Annotated in this window: 18 protein-coding genes; 11 read left to right on the top strand and 7 right to left on the bottom strand. The window is 58.8% G+C overall.

The window, feature by feature from the left end:
* Positions 1-35 precede the first annotated feature (35 nt).
* Both AB7M26_RS11255 and AB7M26_RS11250 read right to left on the bottom strand, forming a co-directional pair.
* Positions 36-2,558: a CS1-pili formation C-terminal domain-containing protein gene (locus AB7M26_RS11255; RefSeq protein WP_429384272.1), complete on the bottom strand. Its 2,523-nt coding sequence runs from the start codon at positions 2,556-2,558 to the stop codon at positions 36-38.
* A gap of 108 nt (positions 2,559-2,666) precedes the next feature.
* Complete coding sequence (locus tag AB7M26_RS11250) at positions 2,667-3,161, bottom strand: fimbrial assembly protein (RefSeq protein WP_123500606.1); 495 nt, start codon at positions 3,159-3,161, stop codon at positions 2,667-2,669.
* Positions 3,162-3,674: 513 nt separating this feature from the next.
* Here AB7M26_RS11250 and AB7M26_RS11245 point away from each other — a divergent pair.
* Together AB7M26_RS11245 and AB7M26_RS11240 are read left to right on the top strand one after the other, a co-directional pair.
* Entirely contained in the window at positions 3,675-4,256 is a 582-nt protein-coding gene (locus AB7M26_RS11245) for a PadR family transcriptional regulator (protein WP_008010671.1), read from the top strand.
* Positions 4,253-5,044, top strand: a complete 792-nt coding sequence (locus tag AB7M26_RS11240) for a siderophore-interacting protein (RefSeq protein ID WP_123500604.1) — start codon at positions 4,253-4,255, stop codon at positions 5,042-5,044. Before AB7M26_RS11245 ends, AB7M26_RS11240 begins: the two co-directional genes overlap by 4 nt.
* A 165-nt stretch (positions 5,045-5,209) precedes the next feature.
* Here the strand turns inward: AB7M26_RS11240 and AB7M26_RS11235 are convergent, their stop codons facing one another.
* The 3 genes from AB7M26_RS11235 to AB7M26_RS11225 form a co-directional block, all read right to left on the bottom strand.
* Positions 5,210-5,866, bottom strand: a complete 657-nt coding sequence (locus tag AB7M26_RS11235) for a Pr6Pr family membrane protein (protein ID WP_429384268.1) — start codon at positions 5,864-5,866, stop codon at positions 5,210-5,212.
* 2 nt (positions 5,867-5,868) lie between these two features.
* Positions 5,869-6,099, bottom strand: coding sequence for a VF530 family protein (locus tag AB7M26_RS11230; protein WP_007941719.1), 231 nt, complete (start codon positions 6,097-6,099; stop codon positions 5,869-5,871).
* Positions 6,100-6,260: 161 nt separating this feature from the next.
* Entirely contained in the window at positions 6,261-7,649 is a 1,389-nt protein-coding gene (locus AB7M26_RS11225) for an aminotransferase-like domain-containing protein (RefSeq protein ID WP_063341427.1), read from the bottom strand.
* A 348-nt stretch (positions 7,650-7,997) separates the two neighbouring features.
* On the opposite strand from AB7M26_RS11225, the gene AB7M26_RS11220 reads away from it, so the two are divergent.
* The 9 genes from AB7M26_RS11220 to cmoB all read left to right on the top strand — a co-directional run bounded on the left by AB7M26_RS11220 (position 7,998) and on the right by cmoB (position 19,952).
* Complete coding sequence (locus AB7M26_RS11220) at positions 7,998-9,203, top strand: benzoate/H(+) symporter BenE family transporter (protein WP_123500600.1); 1,206 nt, start codon at positions 7,998-8,000, stop codon at positions 9,201-9,203.
* A gap of 382 nt (positions 9,204-9,585) precedes the next feature.
* Positions 9,586-10,968 carry a carbohydrate porin gene (locus tag AB7M26_RS11215; protein ID WP_429384263.1) on the top strand — a complete coding sequence of 461 codons (1,383 nt, stop codon included), beginning with the start codon at positions 9,586-9,588 and terminating at the stop codon, positions 10,966-10,968.
* Positions 10,969-11,182: 214 nt separating this feature from the next.
* Positions 11,183-13,591, top strand: a complete 2,409-nt coding sequence (locus AB7M26_RS11210) for a glucose/quinate/shikimate family membrane-bound PQQ-dependent dehydrogenase (RefSeq protein WP_429384260.1) — start codon at positions 11,183-11,185, stop codon at positions 13,589-13,591.
* Positions 13,592-13,771: 180 nt separating this feature from the next.
* Complete coding sequence (gene lon, locus AB7M26_RS11205) at positions 13,772-16,189, top strand: endopeptidase La (RefSeq protein WP_123500594.1); 2,418 nt, start codon at positions 13,772-13,774, stop codon at positions 16,187-16,189.
* A 203-nt stretch (positions 16,190-16,392) separates the two neighbouring features.
* Entirely contained in the window at positions 16,393-16,785 is a 393-nt protein-coding gene (locus AB7M26_RS11200) for a protease inhibitor I42 family protein (RefSeq protein ID WP_123500592.1), read from the top strand.
* Positions 16,786-16,787: 2 nt separating this feature from the next.
* Positions 16,788-17,420, top strand: a complete 633-nt coding sequence (locus tag AB7M26_RS11195) for a lysoplasmalogenase (RefSeq protein WP_123500590.1) — start codon at positions 16,788-16,790, stop codon at positions 17,418-17,420.
* A gap of 150 nt (positions 17,421-17,570) precedes the next feature.
* Positions 17,571-18,059, top strand: coding sequence for a hypothetical protein (locus tag AB7M26_RS11190; protein ID WP_123500588.1), 489 nt, complete (start codon positions 17,571-17,573; stop codon positions 18,057-18,059).
* 160 nt (positions 18,060-18,219) lie between these two features.
* Positions 18,220-18,999, top strand: a complete 780-nt coding sequence (gene cmoA / locus AB7M26_RS11185; RefSeq protein WP_019647788.1) for a carboxy-S-adenosyl-L-methionine synthase CmoA — start codon at positions 18,220-18,222, stop codon at positions 18,997-18,999.
* Complete coding sequence (cmoB, locus tag AB7M26_RS11180; RefSeq protein WP_123500586.1) at positions 18,996-19,952, top strand: tRNA 5-methoxyuridine(34)/uridine 5-oxyacetic acid(34) synthase CmoB; 957 nt, start codon at positions 18,996-18,998, stop codon at positions 19,950-19,952. The genes cmoA and cmoB overlap by 4 nt, the downstream gene beginning before the upstream one ends.
* 129 nt (positions 19,953-20,081) lie before the next feature.
* On the opposite strand, the gene tadA is transcribed toward cmoB, so the two are convergent.
* Together tadA and AB7M26_RS11170 are read right to left on the bottom strand one after the other, a co-directional pair.
* A complete protein-coding gene (gene tadA / locus AB7M26_RS11175; RefSeq protein WP_095631346.1) occupies positions 20,082-20,579 on the bottom strand; it encodes a tRNA adenosine(34) deaminase TadA in 498 nt (165 codons plus the stop codon).
* A complete protein-coding gene (locus tag AB7M26_RS11170) occupies positions 20,579-21,955 on the bottom strand; it encodes a multicopper oxidase family protein (RefSeq protein ID WP_123500584.1) in 1,377 nt (458 codons plus the stop codon). The genes tadA and AB7M26_RS11170 overlap by 1 nt, the downstream gene beginning before the upstream one ends.
* Between the last annotated feature and the right edge of the window lie 8 nt (positions 21,956-21,963).

Genomic DNA, 21,963 nt, shown 5'->3' with positions numbered 1-21,963 from the left:
GTTTATAGTCCGAAAGTTAATGTCTGTAAGCGGCATCAGCCTGCTGTTTCAGGCGCAAACGTTGCGTCTGCCAAGGTGTCCGGGCTGCAGCGCAGGTCACCGATCATCAACACGTCGTTTTCACTGCGGTACTTGCCAGTATCGAGTCGGAACTGGCACAGCAACTGATCGGCGTAACGCACTTGCAGGGTCGGCGAGCCGGCGTTCATTTCCATGGAGAAGAACCCGTCGACTTCACTCACCCCGCGGCTGGCGTGGTTGATCACGTGATGGCCCTTGAGGGGACGGCCTTGTGGGTCGAGCAAACGACCGAGCACGGTCAGGGTTTTCATCACGCGCACCTTGCGGTACTCCACCCCGCCCTTGTTCAGGTGATAACGGGTGCGCGCCGGCTCGATGGTCGCCGCCGGGACGTGATTGCCTTCGAAGTCGAAACTCACCGAACTGTTCTTGTAAGCGGTGATGGGGATGAAATTGCGCCCCGGTCGCAAGGCGGCGCTGCCGCCGCTGAGGTCGTCGGCGCGTAAGGCGATGCCGTCGATATCGGACTCGACATCGACGATCATCCCGGCGCCCCGCCCCTGAGGCTGGCTGGTCATCACCATCTGCTGGGCGCCGACGGCAACCGTGCTGTCCAGGTTCAGGCCACCGGTAAAGTTGCCGTTGTAGGACGAGCGTTGCACAAACCCGTCGCCCCGGATCGTGTCGGTACTAAAGTTCGCCAGGCTCGACACGCCGACGCCATAGGTGTCGGTGAGTGCCGTCACCGAAACGCTCTGCAACACGTGGTCCTGCAGGTCTTTGCGGTAACCCAGGGAGGCGTTGTTGTCACGGCTGCCGTCGCGCGCGGTGCGCGAACCGATGCTGCCGGATATTTGTTGTCCCGGTGCCCCCAGCGCGACGTTGACGCTCAGGTCGACGCCGCGACTACGATCATTGCCACTGCTGTAGCTACCGGGACGATCGAATAGCGACAGGCGCCAACTGGCATCGCTGCCAAACAGCTCGCCGCGTTGCGTCCAGCCCAGGTCTACGCCAACACCTTCAACGTTGCCCTCGCTGTGAGACACCCGCGCGTTGACCGAGCTTTTACGGCTGATGCGGTGGTTCAGCGCCAGGGAGGAATTGCTGGCCTCGCCGGTGAACACGTTGCGTTGGCGCACCCGGGTGCCGTCGGGCAACGTTTCGTAAATGTTGGTGGTATCGAGCCAGCTGCGATTGTGACTGACCACCACGCTGCCGGAGCCATAGTTGTACAGGCCTTGCAGGTCGAGCCCGGTGCCATGGTCTTCAGTCTGATAAATATTGGCGTATACGCTGGTGCTGTTAGCCAGCGTCCAATCGATGGAACTGCCGTATTGCAGCTTCTCGCGTACCTGACGCAACGACAGCCCGAGAATGGCCCTGGGGTGCAGCAGGTAGTTGATCGACGCGCCCGCCGTCGCGTCCCCACTGGCCTGTTGATCCCAGTTACTGAACAGTTTGCGTTCCTGCCCGGCAAACAGGTTGTAGCGCCAACGCTCATCGAAGTTGCGCCAGTTGTTCGGCTTGTACACCAGCTCCTGGGTCGTCGAGGTGATTTGACCGTCTTCGATCAGGCGTACTTCCACTTCGTAAATGCCACCGGGCAATGGCCGGGTGTCGAGGGTTTGCAAGCCGGCCGGCACCGATTGGGTATTGATCAGCAAACCGTCGCGGAAAATTTCCACCGAGGCCTGCCGGTTGGCAGTGACGTAGATCGGATAGACGCTCGGTTTCGGGGTGTCGATCGCCAGGCTGTCGGAACTGCCGAACATCATGCCCATCGCAGTATCGGGGCTGGTGCCGAAAGTGCGTGGCTGGCGGGTCAGGCCTTCGGAATTGGGGGTAAAGAAGCCCAGGCGAAAGAAGCTGCCTTGCAATTCACGCTGGGTATGGAGTTCATGTATGGCGTGATAAAGCTTGTCATCGGGCCCACCGAGACGGGCCAGCTGCATGTTGAATGTCTGGCTCCAATTGCCCAGGCTGCCACTGGCCTCCAGGCCAAAACGGCCGCCCAGATCCTGTTCCTGCCCACCATTGAGGTTGAGCTGATTGCGCACGATCAAGCCACTGCTGCCGCCCTCGGGCTGGTCGTAGTAGCGCTTGGCTTCGGTGTCGCGTTCGGCGTTTTCAGTACCGATCGACACCAGTGAATTTTGCAGGTTGTAGTGAATGGCCTGCATTTGCTCCGGGCACGTCCCCGTGCAAGCCCCAAGGCTCACACCGGATTTAAGATAAGTGGCCCAACTGTCGCGCTCAACGGCACTGATATTACTTTCACTGGTATCGGTGAATTCAAGTAGGGTAATACGGTCATCACGAGACAATACAATCATGGCCTCGCCAAGCGGCTGCTGATCAAGTTCCACCCTGACTGCCAGCGGAACATCAAAGAAGTGTTCTTCAAAGTCCGCCGGCAAACCTTTGGCCTGAGACAACAAACTTCTCGGCGTATTAGCAACAGTAGCAGGCGCTGCAAAGGCACTGCTACAAAGCAGCAACGCAAGCGCAGCCGCGATGGGTGTCATCGGGAACATGAACACGTACTCTGATTACCAATAGATTAAAGCCCGGCCGACAAACAAGCGTGTTTGCCAACCGGTTACGTTACTTAAACAAGTAAGCGTTTACTGCCTTGTCGACACTCATGGAGTGATGGTAGGAGGAACGGCATCGTAAACGACGGCGACAGCGCCGGTGTAATCGCCTGCAGGGTGGTTCGCACCCACCGCGCTGATGCGGATTGGCGCGCGATAATTCACATCGGACTCTTGTTCACCGACAACCATCTGCGGTGTATTGGTGAGTACAACATCATTGAACGCGACGACCAGATCAATCGTATTGGGCCCACCGTAGAGCCGCGGCGTCCCTTCCACACTGGCGTGAACCGAACCGTTATTGTTGCGTACATCGAAGTAACCGACCAAAGGCGTCAGGGTATTGGAGCCTGTGCGCGGGCTCATGTCCTGATCCTTGTTGACCAGGTCCGGATCGACAGGCGTCACGTAGAAACCGTTTTCCGGAACGGTGGCGATCAGACTGATGGAATGCCGTGCTTCCCCTGCTGCAAAAACCACAGAAGAACTGAGTGCCAGAATGGCCAGTGGAGCAGTCATCGCAATTTTCTTGAACATCATCTAATACCTGTCTTTTTATCTAAGGATTGGCTCATTGAAGTCCGAAAGCCTGTGATAGGCCATATAACCGTCAGAGGCTTTGTTGAACTTTCAATGCCGGAAGATCATCAAGCAATCCCTCCTGAAAGTAAGCAGGCAACTTCTGATGAGCGTGTAGCCAAATGGACATGGCGGCAGCGTGAAAAAACCCGATATATTGAAATAATCAAACAGCGACTGTAAGAGACGGACTACAAATCATGCCAAACACGACCTGCTTTACTTGTGCAATACCGTGCAACTTCCGTAAGACAAATACCACACTCCCTGAAATTAAAGGTCAATGTCCATGTATTAGAGAGTTAACACTAATTCTCTGTAATTAACAGGTGCATGAATGTGAATTCCTTTGTGTTTTTTCCTCGTCGGATTGTTTTTTTCGTCCTGGCACAGAGGCGCCGTTGGTCTGAAGCGCTTGCTCCGGTCTTAAGATATATCTTACGTTGTATCTAAACATGACGAGAGAACGCAAAAATGAGAGACCATCATTCCCCCCACCGTGAACACGGCGACGGCCGCGACGGCTTCGAGAAACGCCCCGGCCCTGGCCGCGAACGTGGTGGGCGCGGCCCCCGGGTATTCGCCCCCGGCGACCTGAAATTGCTGCTGCTGGCACTGATCGCCGAGCAGCCGTGCCATGGCTATGACCTTATCCGCCAGATCGAAAGCATGTTCGACGGCGCCTACAGCCCCAGCCCCGGTGTGATCTACCCGACCCTGACCTTCCTTGAAGAAAGCGAAATGATCCTGGGCGATGCCGAAGGCGGAAAAAAACGCTACAGCATTACCGACGCCGGACGTCTGTCTTTAAGTGAACAAGCGATTGCCCTGGACGGCGTGCGCATGCGCATCGAAGTCAGCAAGCGTTCGTTGCGCGGCCATGACCGCCCCGCCGAAATTCACGAAGCGGTGCATAACCTGCGCCATGCCTTGCAAATGCACCATGGTCGCTGGAGCCCGGAAGAAATCCTGCGGGTGCGCGACCTGCTCAACAACACCGCCAAGGCCATCGTCGATGGACCCGCTGTTCAACCTGTTCAGGAGAAAGCCGAATGACTGACGTGATCCTGCAATCACCCTCCATTCACCGCGTCATGCATGAGCTCAAACGCCGTCGCCTGGAAGTCCTACGGGTGGTCGACCTGACACCGCGTATGCGCAGGGTTACGCTGGGTGGTCCTGAGCTGGCAGGCTTCGTCAGCCTCGGAACGGACGACCATGTAAAACTGCTGTTCCCGCAAAATGCCGAGCAAGAGGCAGCGCTGGAAAACCTGGTGCTGGGCGCCGGCAAAGACAACGGCCCGTTGCCCGAAATGCGCGACTACACCCCGCGCCGCTACGACCTCGACACCCTGGAACTGGACATCGATTTCGTGCGGCACGGCGATGGCCCTGCCTCGACGTGGGCCGAGCAGGCCAAACCGGGCCAATTCCTGCACATCGCAGGGCCACGGGGTTCGATGATCGTGCCGGACATCTTCGACAGCTATTTGCTGATCGGCGACGAAACCGCCCTGCCCGCCATCGCCCGCCGGCTCGAAGGCCTGGCTGCCAACCGGCGGGCGCTGGTGATCGTGGAAGTGGAAAACGGCGCCGAACAACAACGCCTGGAAAGCGCAGCCCAGGTCGATGTGATCTGGGTGCTGCGTGAGGGAGGCAAAAACAACCTGCTGACCACCGTCCAACAGATCAAGGTGCCCGATGGCAATCTGTATGCGTGGGTGGCGACTGAGTCCAAAGTCTCACGGCAGATCCGTCGGGTATTGCTCGATGAGCATGGCCTGAACGAGCAATTCGTCAAAGCGGTCGGCTACTGGCGGCTGGATGACAGCGACGAGGAATAACCACAACACTGTGGTTGTATGCTTCTTGTGGCGAGGGAGCTTGCTCCCGCTCGGCTGCGAAGCAGTCGTTAACCGGACAACACGGTGTGTCAGAGGATACCTGGTTGCAGGTTCAGGGCTGCTTCGCAGCCCAGCGGGAGCAAGCTCCCTCGCCACAGTCAGTGTTCACTGTCGATCCGTGCGCCACCGATCCAGCCCGACCACCAACAACGCAATCACCACAAACCCCGCCAACAATCCCCCTGCATTCACAAACACCTGTGGATAACCCAGTTTGTCCACATCAATGAACGGATAGGGATAAACCGCCAGCAGATGCCCGCGCCATAACGCATAGCCGAAGTACACCAGCGGATAGATCACCCACACCGCAATGTGCCGCAGCTGCAACGTACCTTTGGGCACACAGCACCACCAATAAACCAGAAACAGCAGCGGCATGACGTCATGCATCAGCTCGTCGGCCAGCCATTGCCAGCCTTCGGGATGCCATAAATGACGCAGTAACAGGCTGTACGCCAAACCGACCACGGCGATGCTCACCGCAATCCCGCTGCTCACCCATGGCTGCAAAAACCAGCGCCGCGTCGCCGATTCTCGGGACGTCAGTTCACAGGTCAGCACCACCGCCACCAGCGTGTTAGTCAGCACGGTGAAAAAACTGAAAAAACTCACCAGCCCACCCAGCAGACTGGCCGCAACACTCCAGCGCAAATAAAGAATCAGGTACAGCTGAATGCTCAAACCCGCCCAGCCCAGAATCGCCGCCACGGCAACACAACGACGCCTCGTGGCAGCACCTGGCGTCGAGGGTATGACCATGCTCAGACCGGTCGCTTGGTGCGCATCAGCTTCACGTACAGGCGTTCGACCTTCTCCCGCGCCCATGGGGTTTTGCGCAGGAATGTAAGGCTCGACTTGATGCTCGGGTCACTCTTGAAGCAGCGAATATCGATACGCTCGGCCAGCCCCGACCATTCGTAGTGTTCAACCAGGGCGTTGAGGATCTGTTCCAGCGTCACGCCGTGCAGGGGGTTGGTGTTCTGTTCGGTCATGCCGGGCCTTCGAGCGATGAAAGGATGGGAAGCCGCGCACCTTAGCGGAGGCTTTCGCCCGGTGGAAGGGCTCCGGACAGAGGCATTCGTCAGATGCTGAATTAACTGTAGGCGAGTTGGCCATCATCTGAGGGGCAAACGTCAGGAGATACTGCCAGAACTCAGTAATAACGACGCGGGTCCGAATCGATCAGACTGGCCAGCTTGGTCAGGGCAAACCTCAATTCGTCCTGGCTGGTGGGCGACATCAACACCAATCGCACGCAGCGGGTAATGCCGCTACGTTCGGCCTGGAACTGGGTGCCACTGAGGACCAGCACACCGTTGGCACGGGCCAGCATGGTGAATTCGTCACTGGTCCAGGGTTCGGGCAACGTCAACCAGACGTGGTAGGAATACGGCTGGGTCTTGAGCTCGAAATTGGCGAAGATTTCCTGAGCAATCGCCTGCCGCCCGGCGGCTTCGTTGCGCTGAATACGGATCAGCTTTTTATCCAACCCCTGCGTGATCACATTACTGGCCAATTGAGCGGTCAATGGCGACGGCATCCAGACGCTGCTGCGTACCATGGAGGTCAGGCGCGACAGCAGTTTCGGCGGGCTATAGAGATAGCCAATCCGCAAGGCCGGCATGACCGACTTCGACAGACTGGTCAGGTACACCGAACGATCCGGGGCAAACGCCGACAGCGGTTTGATCGACGGGTCTGTGGCCAGAAAACCGTAGATGTCATCGTCCAGAATGATGAAGTCGAACTCCTCGGCCAATGCCGCGATCTGCGCCCGACGTTTTTGCGACATGATTGCGGCCGTCGGGTTCTGACAGGTCGCCACGCAGACCAGCATCGCCGGTTTCTCACGCTGGCACAGTTCGCGTAACGCTTCGGGAATGATCCCTTCATCGTCCATTGGCACGCCACGCAGACGTCGTTCCAGCCCATGGGCAAGGGAAATGATGCCGGGGTAGCACAGCGCCTCGCAGAGCACCAGATCACCGGCGTTGGTCAGCGCACTCATCGCGACCATCAAACCATGCTGTGCGCCGGCGGTGATCACCACTTGCTGCCATTGCGCATCGGGCAACGAATGGCGCAGCCATTGCGCGCCCGCCTCGCGATGAGCCGGATGACCGCCATCGGGTGCGTAATCGAGGGCATGGGCAAAATCCGTGCTTTTGGCCATGTCCACCAATGCTCCGCGCAACCAGTATTCCAGGGTTTCGCTGTAAGGCTTGATGATCGAAAGATCCAGTAATTCAGACTGCCCAAGATTCAGCGAGACGGCACTGTTGCTGGCCGGCAATTCCAACTGCTTCTGGTTGAGTACATAAGTGCCACGCCCCACTTCCCCCTGCACCAGACGCCGCCGATGGGCTTCGCTATAGGCACGGCTGATGGTACCGGGCGTGACATTCAGCGTGGTGGCCAGCTCCCGCAGAGTCGGCAGACGATCACCTTCGTTCAGCACGCCGTTGCTGATATCGCGCGCCAACGCGTCGGCAATCGACAAATACATCGGCTGGCTGAACTCGCTTAGCTGAGGAACCCACATGAATGATCACTACCATCGTAGAAATGATGAATATCCGAGCATATCACATGGTGGTTAGGCAACTAATAAATGGACTCAATCAATAAATTGAGTCGATTGATTCGGCGATTTAATCGAAAATCATCTTTCATGAAAAATATTTTTCAACAACAATATTTATTTATAAATCAAATACTTATTTGGAAAAAATCTGACAAATACCCCTTGATAGCAAAAAAACATCTCGTAACAACCTTCTCGCCTATTGAACCAACTCAATTCATTCAAATACACTCATCTCGAATCGAAGCAATCGACTCAATCTCAATTCTGAATCACCGCGTGCCCGCCACGCCAAGTCGAGACATCATGGACACACTCAGAAAGGATCTATCCCTGTCAGCGGTCATTGCAGGCTTCATCGCGGTGATCATTTCCTATGCCGGCCCGCTGATCATCGTGTTTCAGGCAGCCCGGGAGGCACACCTGCCCAATGATCAAGTGTCGTCCTGGATCTGGGCGATTTCCATCGGCAGCGGCATTACCGGGCTGTTATTGAGCTGGCGTTTGCGGGTTCCGGTGATTACGGCTTGGTCGACACCAGGCGCGGCGTTGCTGGTGTCGATGCTGCCCACGGTCTCCCTGCCCGAGGCCATCGGCGCCTATGTGGTGGCTTCGGTGATTATCGCGGTGGTCGGCCTGTCCGGTGCGTTCGACAAACTGATGAGTCGCCTGCCAAAAGCCATCGCCGCCGCCATGCTCGCCGGCATCCTGTTTCGTTTCGGCGCCGAACTCTTCACCTCGATCAAGCTGCAGCCGAGCCTGGTGCTGTCAATGATCGCGGCGTACCTGATCTTCAAACGCTTTTCACCGCGCTACGCCATCCTGTCGGTATTGATTGTCGGCTGCGCCGTGGCCGCCTCGTTCGGTGAACTCAACACAGGTTCGATCACCATCGATGTCGCCCACCCGATCTTTATCGCCCCGCAGTGGAGCTGGCACGCGATCATCAATATCGGCCTGCCGCTGGCCCTCGTCACCCTGACCGGGCAGTACGTGCCGGGCATGGCGGTGTTGCGCACCTCGGGCTACAACACCCCCGCGCGCTCGATCATTTCGGTCACGGCCATCGGTTCAGTTTTGATGGCGCCCTTCGGCTCCCATGGCTTTAACCTTGCGGCCATCACCGCCGCTATCTGCACCGGCCGCGAAGCCCATGAAGATCGCGACAAGCGTTACATCGCCGGGATCGCCTGCGGGGTGTTCTACATTCTGATGGGCACCTTCGGCGCGACCCTGGCTTCGGTGTTTTCTGCCTTGCCCAAAGAGCTGATCGCCTCGCTCGCCGGCCTGGCCCTGTTCGGGGCGATCAGCGCCGGGCTGACCGGCGCCATGGCTGACGAGAAACAACGTGAAGCGGCGCTGATCACCTTCCTGGTCACCGCCTCGGGCATGAGTTTCCTGGGGCTGGCCGCTGCATTCTGGGGGCTGATCTTCGGGCTCGTGGCACATTTCGTACTGACCTACACCCGAGAAAGCAAAGCCAGCACCGTCGCCGAGGGCAGCCGACCATGACTACTCGTTACGACTTCATCGTCGTCGGCGGCGCAATAGTCTCAAGGACATGCGCGCGGTAACGGCCAGCGAGGGCTGTTGCCGCATCACGCACCAGCCCCCTTGGCCGAAGTGTTTCCCGGTCTATCTGTTGAATTAACGGCACTGAAACATAAGGGGGCGGACGCTTGAGTCCGCCTTTTTTTTGGCACCACCTGGCACTGCGGCGACCGGTCGCAACCGACTGTTACGAAATCCGAAATGATCCATGTCAGTAAAAGCCCTTTCTCTATGTGTAACAGAACATTATCCTTACGCCCGTCCAGCTGAAACGCTTCTCCCCTGCTGCATTCCCGCTGCGTTCAGTTCACCCCCTTAGAAAAAAACCAAGAATTCCTTCTCTATGCCTGATTTTCAAACTCCGCGAGACAGCGCTGTCTTACTCTCTGTGTCCAATCGAAAAGCCCTCATCCTGATGGGCGGATTCACCGCGTTGGGTCTCGCCACCTGCATCCAGGCTGCGCCGGCCTTCGATAGCGATTCACCGTGGATGCTGGGCGACTGGAACGGTACGCGTACCGAACTTTCGGAAAAGGGCTACGACTTCAAGGTCGATTACACCGGTGAAATGGGCAGCAACCTGCACGGTGGCTATGACCATGACCGCACCGCTCGCTACAGCGACCAGTTCGGCTTTGGCACTCATCTGGACTTGCAGAAAATTTTGGGCTGGGACGACGCTGAATTTCAGCTGACCATCACCGAGCGCAACGGCAACAACATCAGCAACGACCGGATCAACGATCCGCGGGTCGGCGGTTTCACCTCGGCTCAGGAAGTCTGGGGTCGCGGCCAGACCTGGCGCCTGACACAGATGTGGTATCAGCAGAAATTCTTCGATCAGAAGCTCGACATCAAAGTCGGCCGCTTCGGCGAGGGCGAAGACTTCAACAGCTTCCCCTGCGACTTCCAGAACCTGGCGTTCTGCGGCTCCCAGGTCGGCAACTGGGTGGGCGACATCTGGTACAACTGGCCGGTCAGCCAGTGGGCGATGCGCGTCAAATATCACCTGACGCCGCAGTTGTACGCGCAAGTCGGGGCTTACGAGCAAAACCCGTCCAACCTTGATCGCGATAATGGTTTCAAGCTCAGCGGCAGCGGCACACAGGGCGCGATCCTGCCGGTGGAGCTGGTCTGGACTCCGAAATTCAATGGCCTGCCGGGTGAATACCGCGCCGGTTATTACTACAGCAATGCCAAGGCCACCGATGTCTACAAGGACAGCAACGGCCAGCCAGCAGCCCTCAGCGGCGAGGCTTATCGCAGCGCATCGAGCAAGCACGGCGTATGGCTGGGCGTGCAGCAGCAGCTGACCAGCCGCGCCAGTGACCACTCTCGGGGCCTGAGCGTGTTCGCCAATGGCACGATGCACGACAAGAAAACCAACGCCATCGACAACTACGTCCAGGCCGGCGTCGTCTATAAAGGTTTGTTCGATGCCCGCGCCCGGGACGACATCGGTTTTGCCCTGGCCCGTGTCCACGTCAACCCGGCCTTTCGCAAGAACGCCGAAGCTACCAATCAGGCCCGCGCCGTCTTCGACTACGACGACCCATCGTTCCTGCCACCGCAAGACACCGAATACAGCAGCGAGCTCTATTACGGCGTGCACGTCACGAACTGGCTGACCGTGCGCCCGAACCTGCAATACATCCGCCACCCCGGTGGCGTGGACAAGGTCGATGACGCGCTGATTGGCGGGATCAAGATCCAGTCATCGTTCTAATTAAAACCACAAGACCTGTGGGAGCTGGCTTGCCTGCGATAGCGGTGGGTCAGCCGACACTTTTGCCAACTGACACACCGTCATCGCAGGCAAGCCAGCTCCCACAGGGATTGAATCAACCGCACACCTTTCTTAACTGAACCCTGCCCACGCCAGATCGTCATCTACAGTGAACTTGCGCGGGCTTACTTAAAACGTCACGGAGAACCACACTATGAGCGCTGATGGTGCTTTCAGTCGAAGCCGTCTGCTGCCGAGCCTGCTCGGTATCGTGCTTCTACTAATGGGCCTGGCCTTGCTGGCCGGGGGGATCAAGCTGAGCATGCTCGGCGGCTCGCTGTATTACCTGCTGGCCGGTATCGGCCTGATGCTGACCGGTGGGCTGCTGCTTGCCGACCGTTATGCAGCGCTGAGCCTGTACGCGATAGTGCTGTTCGCCAGTACGGTCTGGGCACTGTGGGAAGTCGGCCTGGACTGGTGGCAACTGGTGCCACGTCTGGCGCTGCTCTTTGCCCTCGGTATCGTCATGCTGCTGCCATGGTTCCGTCGCCCGTTGCGTACCGGCGAGTTCAACCCGGTCGGCACCGGCGTGCTGAGCGCTGCCGTGGTCATCGCCGGTATCGCTGCGCTGGCCAGCCTGTTCACCAACCCCGGTGAAATCAAAGGCGAACTGGATCGTGACGCCGTGCCTGGCATGACCAACACCGCCCCGGCCATGCCCGATGGCGACTGGAACTCCTACGGCCGCAGCGCCCATGGCGATCGCTACTCGCCACTGGCGCAGATCACGCCGCAGAACGTCAACAAACTGGTTCCCGCCTGGACCTACCGCACCGGCGACCTGCCTGGCCCGAACGACCCGGGCGAAACCACCGCCGAAAACACCCCGCTCAAAGCCAACGGCATGCTCTATGTCTGCACGCCGCACAGCCAGGTGATCGCGCTGGACCCGGACACCGGCAAGGAACTCTGGCGTTTCGATCCGAAGCTCTCCACGCAGAACGCGGCGAACTTCAAGGGTTGGGCGCACATGACCTGCCGTGGCGTGACCTATCACGATGACGCCGCCTACGCGTCCGAGCAGAGCCCTACCGGCACTGCCAACGCGCCAGTCGCCAGCGTCTGCCCGCGCCGGATCTTCCTGCCGACCGCCGACACCCGCCTGATCGCCCTGAACGCCGACACCGGCAAAATGTGCGAAGACTTCGGCAACGGTGGCCAGGTTGACCTGACGACCAACATCGGTGAATTCACCGCCGGCGGTTATTACTCCACCTCTCCACCGGCGGTCACCAAAGACCTGGTGGTGATTGGCGGCCACGTGACCGACAACGTTTCCATCGACGAGCCAAGCGGCGTGATCCGCGCGTTCGACGTGCACACCGGCAAACTGGTATGGAACTGGGACAGCGGCAACCCGGACGACACCACGCCGATTGCCGAAGGCAAGGTCTACACCCGCAACTCGCCGAACATGTGGTCGATCTTCAGCGTCGACGAAAAACTCGGCATGATCTACCTGCCGATGGGCAACCAGACCCCGGATCAATTCGGTGGCGCACGCACCCCAGAATCGGAACTGCACGCCGCCGGCCTGACCGCGCTGGACATCGCCACCGGCAAGGTGCGCTGGCACTTCCAGTTCACCCACCATGACCTGTGGGATATGGACGTCGGTGGCCAGCCAACCCTGATGGACCTGAAAACCGCAGACGGTGTGAAACCGGCGGTGCTCGCGTCCACCAAGCAAGGCAGCATCTACGTGCTGGACCGCAGCAATGGTCAGCCGATCGTGCCGATCAAGGAAATTCCGGTGCCGCAAGGCGCAGTGGAAGGCGACTACACTTCGCCGACCCAACCGATGTCCGACCTGAACTTCGTGCCGCCGACCCTCAAGGAACGCGACATGTGGGGCGTGACCCCGTTCGATCAGATGCTGTGCCGGATCGACTTCAAATCCCTGCGCTACGACGGCATGTTCACGCCGCCATCGCTGCAAGGCTCGATCGTTTATCCCGGTAACTTCGGCGTGTTCGACTGGGGCGGCATCTCGGTTGACCCGGTGCGTCAGATTGCTTTCGTGAACCCGAGCTACATGGCGTTCAAATCGAAACTGATCCCGGCCGCCGAAATCGCCAAACAAGGCCCTCGCGTCAGCGAAACCGAAGGCGTGCAGCCCAACAAAGGCGCGCCTTACGGCGTAATCCTCGAAGCCCTGCTGTCGCCAATGGGCCTGCCGTGCCAGGCACCAGCCTGGGGCTACGTGGCGGCGGTCGATTTGACCACCAACAAAACCATCTGGATGCACAAGAACGGCACCGTGCGCGACAGCGCGCCGGTTCCGATCCCTCTGAGCATGGGCGTACCGAGCCTGGGCGGGGCCTTCACCACTGCCAGTGGCGTGGCCTTCCTGAGCGGCACCCTCGACCAGTACCTGCGCGCCTACGACGTGAAAAACGGCAAGCAACTGTGGGAAGGCCGCCTGCCAGCAGGCGCGCAAACCACACCGATGACCTACACCGGCAAAGACGGCAAGCAATACGTGCTCGTTGTTGCGGGCGGTCACGGATCGCTGGGCACCAAACAGGGTGACTATGTGATTGCGTACAAACTGTCGGAATAAGCGGTAGCGGCAGTTAAAGCAAAGGCGACTCCTGAGAGGGGGTCGCCTTTTTTGTGCTCGATTGTTTCAGGTCACCCATCCCCTGTGGCCGCTGAACACACACGCTGAAATATCCAGGCCCATTGAAACCACCCCCCACCTGCCCCATCTAAGACCCATACCCCATTGCGCAGGTGCCCCATGACCGACCAGCAAGAATTCCCCGAAGACACGAGCGAATACGCCGAAACAGACAACGTCGAACACCACTCCACCGGCAAAGGCCTCGCCCTGCCTGGCCAGAACCTGCCGGACAAGGTCTACATCATCCCGATCCACAACCGGCCTTTCTTCCCGGCGCAAGTATTGCCGGTGATCGTCAACGAAGAACCGTGGGCCGAAACCCTCGAACTGGTCAGCCAATCCGACCACCACTCCCTGGCCCTGTTCTTCATGGACACTCCCCAGGAAGACCCGCGCCACTTCGACACCAAAGCCCTGCCGGAATACGGCACCCTGGTCAAAGTCCACCACGCCAGTCGCGAAAACGGCAAACTGCAATTCGTCGCCCAGGGTCTGAGCCGCGTACGCATCAAGGCCTGGCTCAAACACCATCGTCCACCGTACCTGGTGGAAGTCGAATACCCGCACCAGCCCACTGAGCCGACCGATGAGGTCAAGGCCTACGGCATGGCGCTGATCAACGCGATCAAGGAACTGCTGCCGCTCAACCCCCTGTACAGCGAAGAGTTGAAAAACTACCTCAACCGCTTCAGCCCCAACGATCCATCACCGCTGACCGACTTCGCCGCCGCCCTGACCTCGGCCACTGGCAGCGAACTGCAAGAAGTGCTCGACTGTGTGCCGATGCTCAAGCGCATGGAAAAAGTCCTGCCGATGCTGCGCAAGGAAGTCGAAGTCGCGCGCCTGCAGAAAGAAATCTCCGCCGAAGTGAACCGCAAGATCGGCGAGCACCAGCGCGAGTTCTTTCTCAAGGAACAACTCAAGGTCATCCAGCAAGAGCTGGGGCTGACCAAGGATGATCGCAGCGCCGACATCGAGCAGTTCGAGCAACGTCTGACGGGCAAGGTGTTGCCGCCTCAGGCGCAGAAACGCATCGAAGAGGAAATGAACAAGCTGTCGGTCCTCGAGACCGGTTCACCGGAATACGCGGTGACCCGCAACTACCTCGACTGGGCGACCTCAGTGCCGTGGGGCGTGTACGGCGAGGACAAACTCGACCTCAAACACGCGCGCAAGGTGTTGGACAAACACCACGCCGGCCTTGATGACATCAAGGACCGCATCCTCGAATTTCTCGCGGTCGGCGCCTATAAAGGCGAGATCAGCGGCTCCATCGTGTTGCTGGTGGGCCCGCCGGGCGTGGGCAAGACCAGCGTCGGCAAGTCCATCGCCGAAACCCTGGGCCGGCCGTTCTATCGCTTCAGCGTCGGCGGCATGCGCGACGAAGCCGAGATCAAGGGCCACCGTCGCACTTACATCGGTGCGCAACCGGGCAAACTGGTCCACGCGTTGAAAGACGTCGAAGTGATGAACCCGGTGATCATGCTCGACGAGATCGACAAAATGGGCCAGAGCTACCAGGGCGATCCGGCCTCGGCGCTGCTGGAAACCCTCGATCCGGAACAGAACGTCGAATTCCTCGACCACTACCTGGATTTGCGCCTGGACCTGTCGAAAGTGCTGTTCGTCTGCACCGCCAACACCCTGGATTCGATTCCCGGCCCGTTGCTGGACCGGATGGAAGTGATTCGCCTGTCGGGTTACATCACCGAAGAAAAAGTCGCGATCGCCAAACGTCACCTGTGGCCGAAACAGCTTGAGAAAGCGGGCGTGTCCAAGGGTAGCCTGAGCATCAGCGACAACGCGTTGAAAGCCTTGATTGATGGCTACGCCCGTGAAGCCGGGGTGCGCCAGCTGGAAAAAAACCTCGGCAAACTGGTGCGCAAAGCCGTGATGAAGCTGATCGACGAACCGAAAGCGGTGATCAAGCTCGGGCCGAAAGACCTGGAAGCCTCACTCGGCCGGCCGGTGTTCCGCAACGAACAAGTGCTGTCCGGCATCGGCGTGATCACCGGGCTGGCCTGGACCAGCATGGGCGGCGCGACCCTGCCGATCGAAGCCACGCGCATTCACACCCTCAACCGTGGCTTCAAACTCACCGGGCAACTGGGGGAAGTGATGAAAGAGTCGGCAGAAATTGCATACAGCTACGTCAGCTCCCATCTGAAGCAATTTGGCGGTGATCCGACGTTCTTCGACGAAGCCTTCGTTCACCTCCACGTACCGGAAGGCGCCACGCCGAAAGACGGCCCGAGCGCCGGCGTGACCATGGCCAGCGCCCTGCTGTCCCTGGCCCGCAACCAGCCACCGAAAAAAGGCGTGGCCATGACCGGCGAACTGACCCTGACCGGGCATGTCCTGCCGATTGGCGGGGTACGCGAGAAGGTGATTGCAGCGCGGCGGCAGAAGATTTTCGAGTTGATCCTGCCCGAGCCTAATCGTGGAAGCTTTGAAGAACTGCCGGATTATCTGAAGGAAGGGATTAGCGTGCATTTTGCCAAGCGCTTTGCGGATGTGGCGAAGATATTGTTCTGATCGTTATGTAGCGCCTGCACCGCCGCCATCGCGGGCAAGCCCGCTCCCACAGGTTTATCGCAATCCCTGTGGGAGCGGGCTTGCCCGCGATGACGTCGGCACTGACGACACCCTCCCTCACGGCCATCCCGGTCTGGCTGTCACACTTTGTCTCATCTTCAGTTATGCTCGCCGTTCGTCGTGAATGCCGGAGCCGCTGACTAATGTCCCCTACCCGCCTGTTTATCCCGCTCGCCCTCGCCCTGCTGAGCGCTTGCGCCACGCAATCGAAACACAACGTGACCGTGGAAAAACAAAGCGAATGCCCGGTGCAACTGAACAACGGGCAAAACCTGATCCTGACCCTGCCCAGCAACCCGACCACGGGTTACCGTTGGGCGATCCAGGATTCGGCCGGTGGCGTATTGCGTTCGCTCAGCCCTGAGGTCTATAGCAACCCGGAAGACGCCGGGATTGTCGGCAGCGCCGGCCTCTCTACTTGGCGCTTCCAGGCCTTTGCCACCGGCACTGGTCGGTTGCGGCTGACGTATTCACAGCCGTGGGCACCCGAAGTACCGGCGGTGAAAACCTTCGACTGCGCCATCGCGGTTAACTGATCGTGGGCTGGCTGATTCTGGCGTTGATGGGCGCGGTGACCTTTCTGTATGGCCTGAGCGTGCATGCCGCGTTGCTGTGCCTGCTGGTCAAACCGTTGCCGGTGCTGGCCCTGCTCGGCTGGTTGCACGACGCGCCGCCCAGTGACTATCGGCGCTGGATCAGCCTGGGTTTGATTTTCTCCCTGATCGGCGACGTGCTGCTGGCATGGCCGGGGGATTTGTTCGTGTTTGGCCTTGGGGCATTTTTGGTCGCGCATCTGGCGTATCTGAAGGCCTATTTGAGCGATTGCCGGCGTCTGGCGCTGTTGCCGTTGATCCTCGCGTTGAGCGTCGGCGCGGTACTGCTGGGGATTCTGATTTCCAATGGCTTGGGACCGCTGCTGATCCCGGTGATCGTCTACGGGCTGGCCATCAGCGCCATGCTCTGGCGCGCCCTGGCCCGACTCGGCACCGACGTGCCCAAACGCTCAGCGCTGCTGGCGGCAGCGGGCGCGGTGGCGTTTGTGTTTTCTGACAGCGTGATTGGCATTAACCGTTTCGTATCACCATTTGCCGCCGCGCCATACGTGATCATTCTCAGCTATTGGCTGGGGCAGTGGGGTATAACAGCGTCGGCTTTCAATAAAGACAAATAGCAACCAAGTCAGCTTTATAACCATATTATCGACGAGTGATCCCGAAACATTATAAAAACCTATCAGATTCGACAGTAGCTCAGATTTTCCAGCCTACTTACTATTCAGTGGCGTTATCCAACCCCCGAACGTAAACCAAGGAAGAAAATCATGAGTCTTTTTAAAAGCAAAAACTCGACACTTTCTCTAGATCCCTTTATCAGCGTCAACTGCGATATTGAAGCCACGGTTTCAGGCCGCGTAAAGTTTCATACTCAAAATATCCAGTTCGACAAAGACATTGACAGCAATTTGATTGCTTTTATCGGTCGATCTTATGAAAACGGCTTTAACAACTCCAAAAAAGGGATGTTTTTTATTTATTCCAAGGATATTCAGTCCGGCACCTATTCACCCACAGACTCAAACTTTCCATTTGACACATTATATTATTATGAATCTGGAGCTAGCGATGACCTTGCGACTTTTTACACTTACCAACCCGAAAGCGGCACTGTTACAGTCGAAGTAGTCGAGAACAATTCCACTGCATTGCGCTACCTCATCACCTTTGACTTCAAAGGCAAAGACAGCAGGATCGAAGAGCAGCTGCATATCGTTGGCAAAACCGAATTCAACGTTTTCATGCGTACTTTATGATCTCGCTCTAGACAATGAATGACCAAGTCCCGCTTTTCGGCCTGGTCATTCATTTGTCTTTTCCAAATGCCCTCTGCAACCAAGGCCCCATTTTTCTCCCTTCGCAAATTCCCCACGCTTTATCAGACAACCCAAGCATCCCCCCGTCAATTTGGCTAAAATGCCAGCCTTTTCCACCTACGCCGCTGGAACCGCCGTGAGCAAAGAATCCGATCGCCTTTTCGCCCAGCCTTTGGCCCAGGTGCCTGACTTCGCCTTTAACGAGGACGTGGTGCGGGTGTTCCCGGACATGATCAAGCGCTCGGTGCCGGGTTATCCGACCATCGTGGAAAACCTCGGCGTGCTCGCCGCGCAGTTTGCCCAACCCAACAGCGTGCTCTACGACCTGGGCTCGTCGTTAGGCGCCGTAACCCAGGCCCTGCGCCGTCACGTGCGCACCGACGGCTGCCGCGTGATCGCTGTGGATAACTCCGCAGCCATGGTCGAGCGTTGCCGTGAGTACCTCAACGGCCAGGACTCGATGTTCCAGGAGTTGCTGCCGGTGGAAGTGATCGAGGGCGATATCCTTGCCCTGGAATTCCAGCCAGCCTCGGTGGTGGCGCTGAACTTTACCCTGCAATTCATTGCCCCGGACCAGCGCACCGCGTTGCTCGCGCGCATCCGCCAATCGTTGTTGCCCGGTGGCGCGCTGATCCTCTCGGAGAAGCTTCGCTTCAACGACCCCGAAGAACACGCGCTGCTCACCGACCTGCACGTGGCCTTCAAACGCGCCAACGGCTACAGCGAACTGGAAATTGCCCAGAAGCGCAGCGCCATCGAAAATGTCATGAAGCCCGACAGCCTCGAAGAACACCGCGAACGCCTGCTGGCCGCCGGGTTCTCGAAAGTCGTGCCATGGTTCCAGTGTCTTAACTTTGCCTCGTTGATTGCCTTGCCATGATTGATCTGTCCCCCCTCGCCCGCCGTCTGGCCGGTACTCCGCTGGCCGAATGGGCCAACACCCTGCAAGCGCAACTCGACAAGAAAATGGAAAAAGGTCACGGCGACCTGGAACGCTGGCAGAGCGCGCTGGACGCGCTGCCGAAGATTCAGCCGAGCGAAGTCGATTTGTTGAACGGTCTTAAACTGGACACCGATTGCGACGTTGAGACCCGCGCGCAAATGCGCACCGCGCTGATGGGTTTATCGCCCTGGCGCAAAGGCCCGTTCGACCTGTTCGGCGTGCATGTCGACACCGAATGGCGCTCGGACTGGAAATGGTCGCGAGTCGCGCCACATCTGGATTTGAAAGGCAAACGCATCCTCGATGTCGGCTGCGGCAACGGTTATTACATGTGGCGCATGCTCGGCGCCGGGGCCGACAGTGTGATTGGGGTGGACCCGAACTGGCTGTTCTTCTGCCAGTTCCAGGCCGTGCAGCGTTACCTGTCCGAGCCCAATGCCTGGCACTTGCCGTTTCCCTTTGAGGATCTTCCTCCCAATCTGGAAGGCTTCGACACCGTGTTTTCCATGGGCGTGTTCTACCACCGCCGCTCACCGATCGAGCATTTGCTGGCGCTGAAGGATTGCCTGGTCAAGGGCGGTGAACTGGTGCTGGAAACGCTGGTGATCGAAGGCGATCAACAGCAGGTGCTGGTGCCGGAAGACCGTTATGCGCAGATGCGTAACGTGTGGTTCCTGCCATCGGTGCCGGCACTGGAACTGTGGCTGCGCCGCGCAGGCTTCAGCGATGTGCGTTGCGTGGATGTGAGCGTGACCACGGTCGAAGAACAACGCGGGACGGAGTGGATGAAGTATCAGTCGTTGAGCGATTTCCTTGATCCGCAGGATCACAGCAAAACCATCGAAGGGCTGCCGGCGCCGATGCGCGCCGTCATCGTCGCCCGCAAGTAGCCTCAATCGCCCAGACACCAGATAAACCTGTGGGAGCGGGCTTGCCCGCGATGGCGTCGGCAAATCAAACATTGATATCGACTGATCTACCGATATCGCGGGCAAGCCCGCTCCCACAGGTATCGGTGTTTACTCTGAAGGTTTTGCTCGGCGGGCCTTGAAAAACTCGCTCAACACCGCGCCACACTCCTCCGCCAACACCCCGCCCTCATATAACACCCGATGATTCAAAAAGCCCTGGGTAAAAAACTGCCCTTGGCTCTGCACAATCCCGGCCTTGGGCTCCAGCGCGCCATACACCACCCGCGCGATCCGCGAATGCACGATCAGCCCGGCGCACATGCTGCACGGCTCCAGGGTCACGTAGAGCGTGCTGCCCGGCAGGCGATAGTTGCTGGCGGCTTGGGCCGCAGCGCGAATCGCGACCATCTCGGCGTGGGCGCTGGGGTCGTTGCCGCTGATCGGGCAATTGAAACCCCGCCCGATGATTTCACCGTCCTGCACCAGCACCGCGCCCACCGGCACTTCACCCAGCGCCGCGCCTTGAGCGGCCAGGGCCAGGGCTTCGCGCATGAAATCACGATCACGGCTGCGGTCGATAATCGCTGCGGGGCGTATCTGACGCATCACGCCACCTCGATGGCGGCCATCAGGCCGGTTTCCATGTGGTCGATCACATGGCAGTGGAACATCCAGACCCCAGGGTTATCCGCCACCAGCGCCACTTGCGCACGCTCGTTCTTGCCCAACAGGTACGTGTCGGTGAAGTACGGAATGACCTTGTGCCGGTTCGAGGCAATGACCTTGAAGCTCATGCCATGCAGGTGGATCGGATGTTGATACTGAGTCATGTTCTTCAATTCAAAAATATAGCTTTTGCCCTTTTCGAGCTTGGCAATCGGTCGATCGGCGCAGGTCTTGTCGGTGATGTCCCAGGCCTTGCCGTTGATCTGCCACAGGCTTGGCGGCTTGCCGTTTTCGACATTGACCGACACCGAGCCCACCCATTCAAAATTGAAGTTGAGTTTCTCGGCATTGGCCAGGTCCGGCTCGGCCACCGGGTTGGCGGGCAGCGCCGGCGGCCACTCGGTCGGCGCATCGGTGTTCGTCACTGAACGGAAGGTGCCCAGGCGTACCGGGCCATTGCGCAGGGACAGTTCCTCACCAGCGGGCGGCGCCTTGATCGCCAGGCAAATGCGCATGCCAGGACCCAGCCAGTATTCCTTGCCCAGTGGGCGCGGTTCAATCGGATTACCGTCCAACGCGTAGATCTGCGCTTCGACACCGGGGATATTGAGGCGGTACGTCAGCGTGTTGTCGAGGTTGAGCAGGCGTACACGAGTGATCTGCCCGGCAGGCAAGTCGATCACCGCTTGTGAGACGCCGTTGATGGTCGACAAGCCCCCCGCCGTGCCGCCACGGGCCGCTTCGCGAGGAATACTGAACGCTACGAAGGCGCCCTCTTCATCGACATGCCAGCTCTTGAGGCTCAAGGTCTTTTCGTACTTGAAACCGGTGGGCTCGCGCTCTTCAATGATCAGCGGACCGACCAGTCCACGGCCGAGCTCTTCGCTGCTGTTCACGTGCGGGTGATACCAGTAGCTGCCGGCGTCGGGCACGCGAAATTTATAGTCGAAGTACTCGCCCGGCAGCACCGGCAATTGCGAGACATACGGCACGCCGTCCATCTCCAGTGGCAGACGGATACCGTGCCAGTGAATGGTGGTCGCCACCGGCAGATGGTTGATGAAACGCACCCGCAGCCATTCGCCCTGACGCACGCGCAACTCGGTGCCCGGCGCCGACGGGCCGAACGCCCAGGCCGGGGTCTTGTGCCCGGCCACCAGTTCAACGTCCAGTGGTGCGGCGATCAGCTCGTAGTCATGGCCGGCGTCTGCATCGGCCATCTTGCCCAGCCAGTAACGCGACGCGCCACCGGCCCCCACGCCAACCACCACAAGACCGGCCAGGCCACCGAGTATTTGTCGACGGGTAAAGGACATGAACTCAA

Source organism: Pseudomonas sp. F-14 TE3482, assembly GCF_053629455.1.
The sequence above is the reverse complement of the archived record's forward strand: the minus strand, read 5'-3'. Positions and strand labels throughout refer to the sequence as shown.

Excerpts from the sequence above, each read along its gene's own strand:
- AB7M26_RS11255 (WP_429384272.1), bottom strand. The coding sequence starts at position 2,558 with ATGTTCCCGATGACACCCATCGCGGCTGCGCTTGCGTTGCTGCTTTGT.
- AB7M26_RS11250 (WP_123500606.1), bottom strand. The coding sequence starts at position 3,161 with ATGATGTTCAAGAAAATTGCGATGACTGCTCCACTGGCCATTCTGGCA.
- AB7M26_RS11245 (WP_008010671.1), top strand. The coding sequence starts at position 3,675 with ATGAGAGACCATCATTCCCCCCACCGTGAACACGGCGACGGCCGCGAC.
- AB7M26_RS11240 (WP_123500604.1), top strand. The coding sequence starts at position 4,253 with ATGACTGACGTGATCCTGCAATCACCCTCCATTCACCGCGTCATGCAT.
- AB7M26_RS11235 (WP_429384268.1), bottom strand. The coding sequence starts at position 5,866 with ATGGTCATACCCTCGACGCCAGGTGCTGCCACGAGGCGTCGTTGTGTT.
- AB7M26_RS11230 (WP_007941719.1), bottom strand. The coding sequence starts at position 6,099 with ATGACCGAACAGAACACCAACCCCCTGCACGGCGTGACGCTGGAACAG.
- AB7M26_RS11225 (WP_063341427.1), bottom strand. The coding sequence starts at position 7,649 with ATGTGGGTTCCTCAGCTAAGCGAGTTCAGCCAGCCGATGTATTTGTCG.
- AB7M26_RS11220 (WP_123500600.1), top strand. The coding sequence starts at position 7,998 with ATGGACACACTCAGAAAGGATCTATCCCTGTCAGCGGTCATTGCAGGC.
- AB7M26_RS11215 (WP_429384263.1), top strand. The coding sequence starts at position 9,586 with ATGCCTGATTTTCAAACTCCGCGAGACAGCGCTGTCTTACTCTCTGTG.
- AB7M26_RS11210 (WP_429384260.1), top strand. The coding sequence starts at position 11,183 with ATGAGCGCTGATGGTGCTTTCAGTCGAAGCCGTCTGCTGCCGAGCCTG.
- lon (WP_123500594.1), top strand. The coding sequence starts at position 13,772 with ATGACCGACCAGCAAGAATTCCCCGAAGACACGAGCGAATACGCCGAA.
- AB7M26_RS11200 (WP_123500592.1), top strand. The coding sequence starts at position 16,393 with ATGTCCCCTACCCGCCTGTTTATCCCGCTCGCCCTCGCCCTGCTGAGC.
- AB7M26_RS11190 (WP_123500588.1), top strand. The coding sequence starts at position 17,571 with ATGAGTCTTTTTAAAAGCAAAAACTCGACACTTTCTCTAGATCCCTTT.
- cmoA (WP_019647788.1), top strand. The coding sequence starts at position 18,220 with ATGCCAGCCTTTTCCACCTACGCCGCTGGAACCGCCGTGAGCAAAGAA.
- cmoB (WP_123500586.1), top strand. The coding sequence starts at position 18,996 with ATGATTGATCTGTCCCCCCTCGCCCGCCGTCTGGCCGGTACTCCGCTG.
- tadA (WP_095631346.1), bottom strand. The coding sequence starts at position 20,579 with ATGCGTCAGATACGCCCCGCAGCGATTATCGACCGCAGCCGTGATCGT.
- AB7M26_RS11170 (WP_123500584.1), bottom strand. The coding sequence starts at position 21,955 with ATGTCCTTTACCCGTCGACAAATACTCGGTGGCCTGGCCGGTCTTGTG.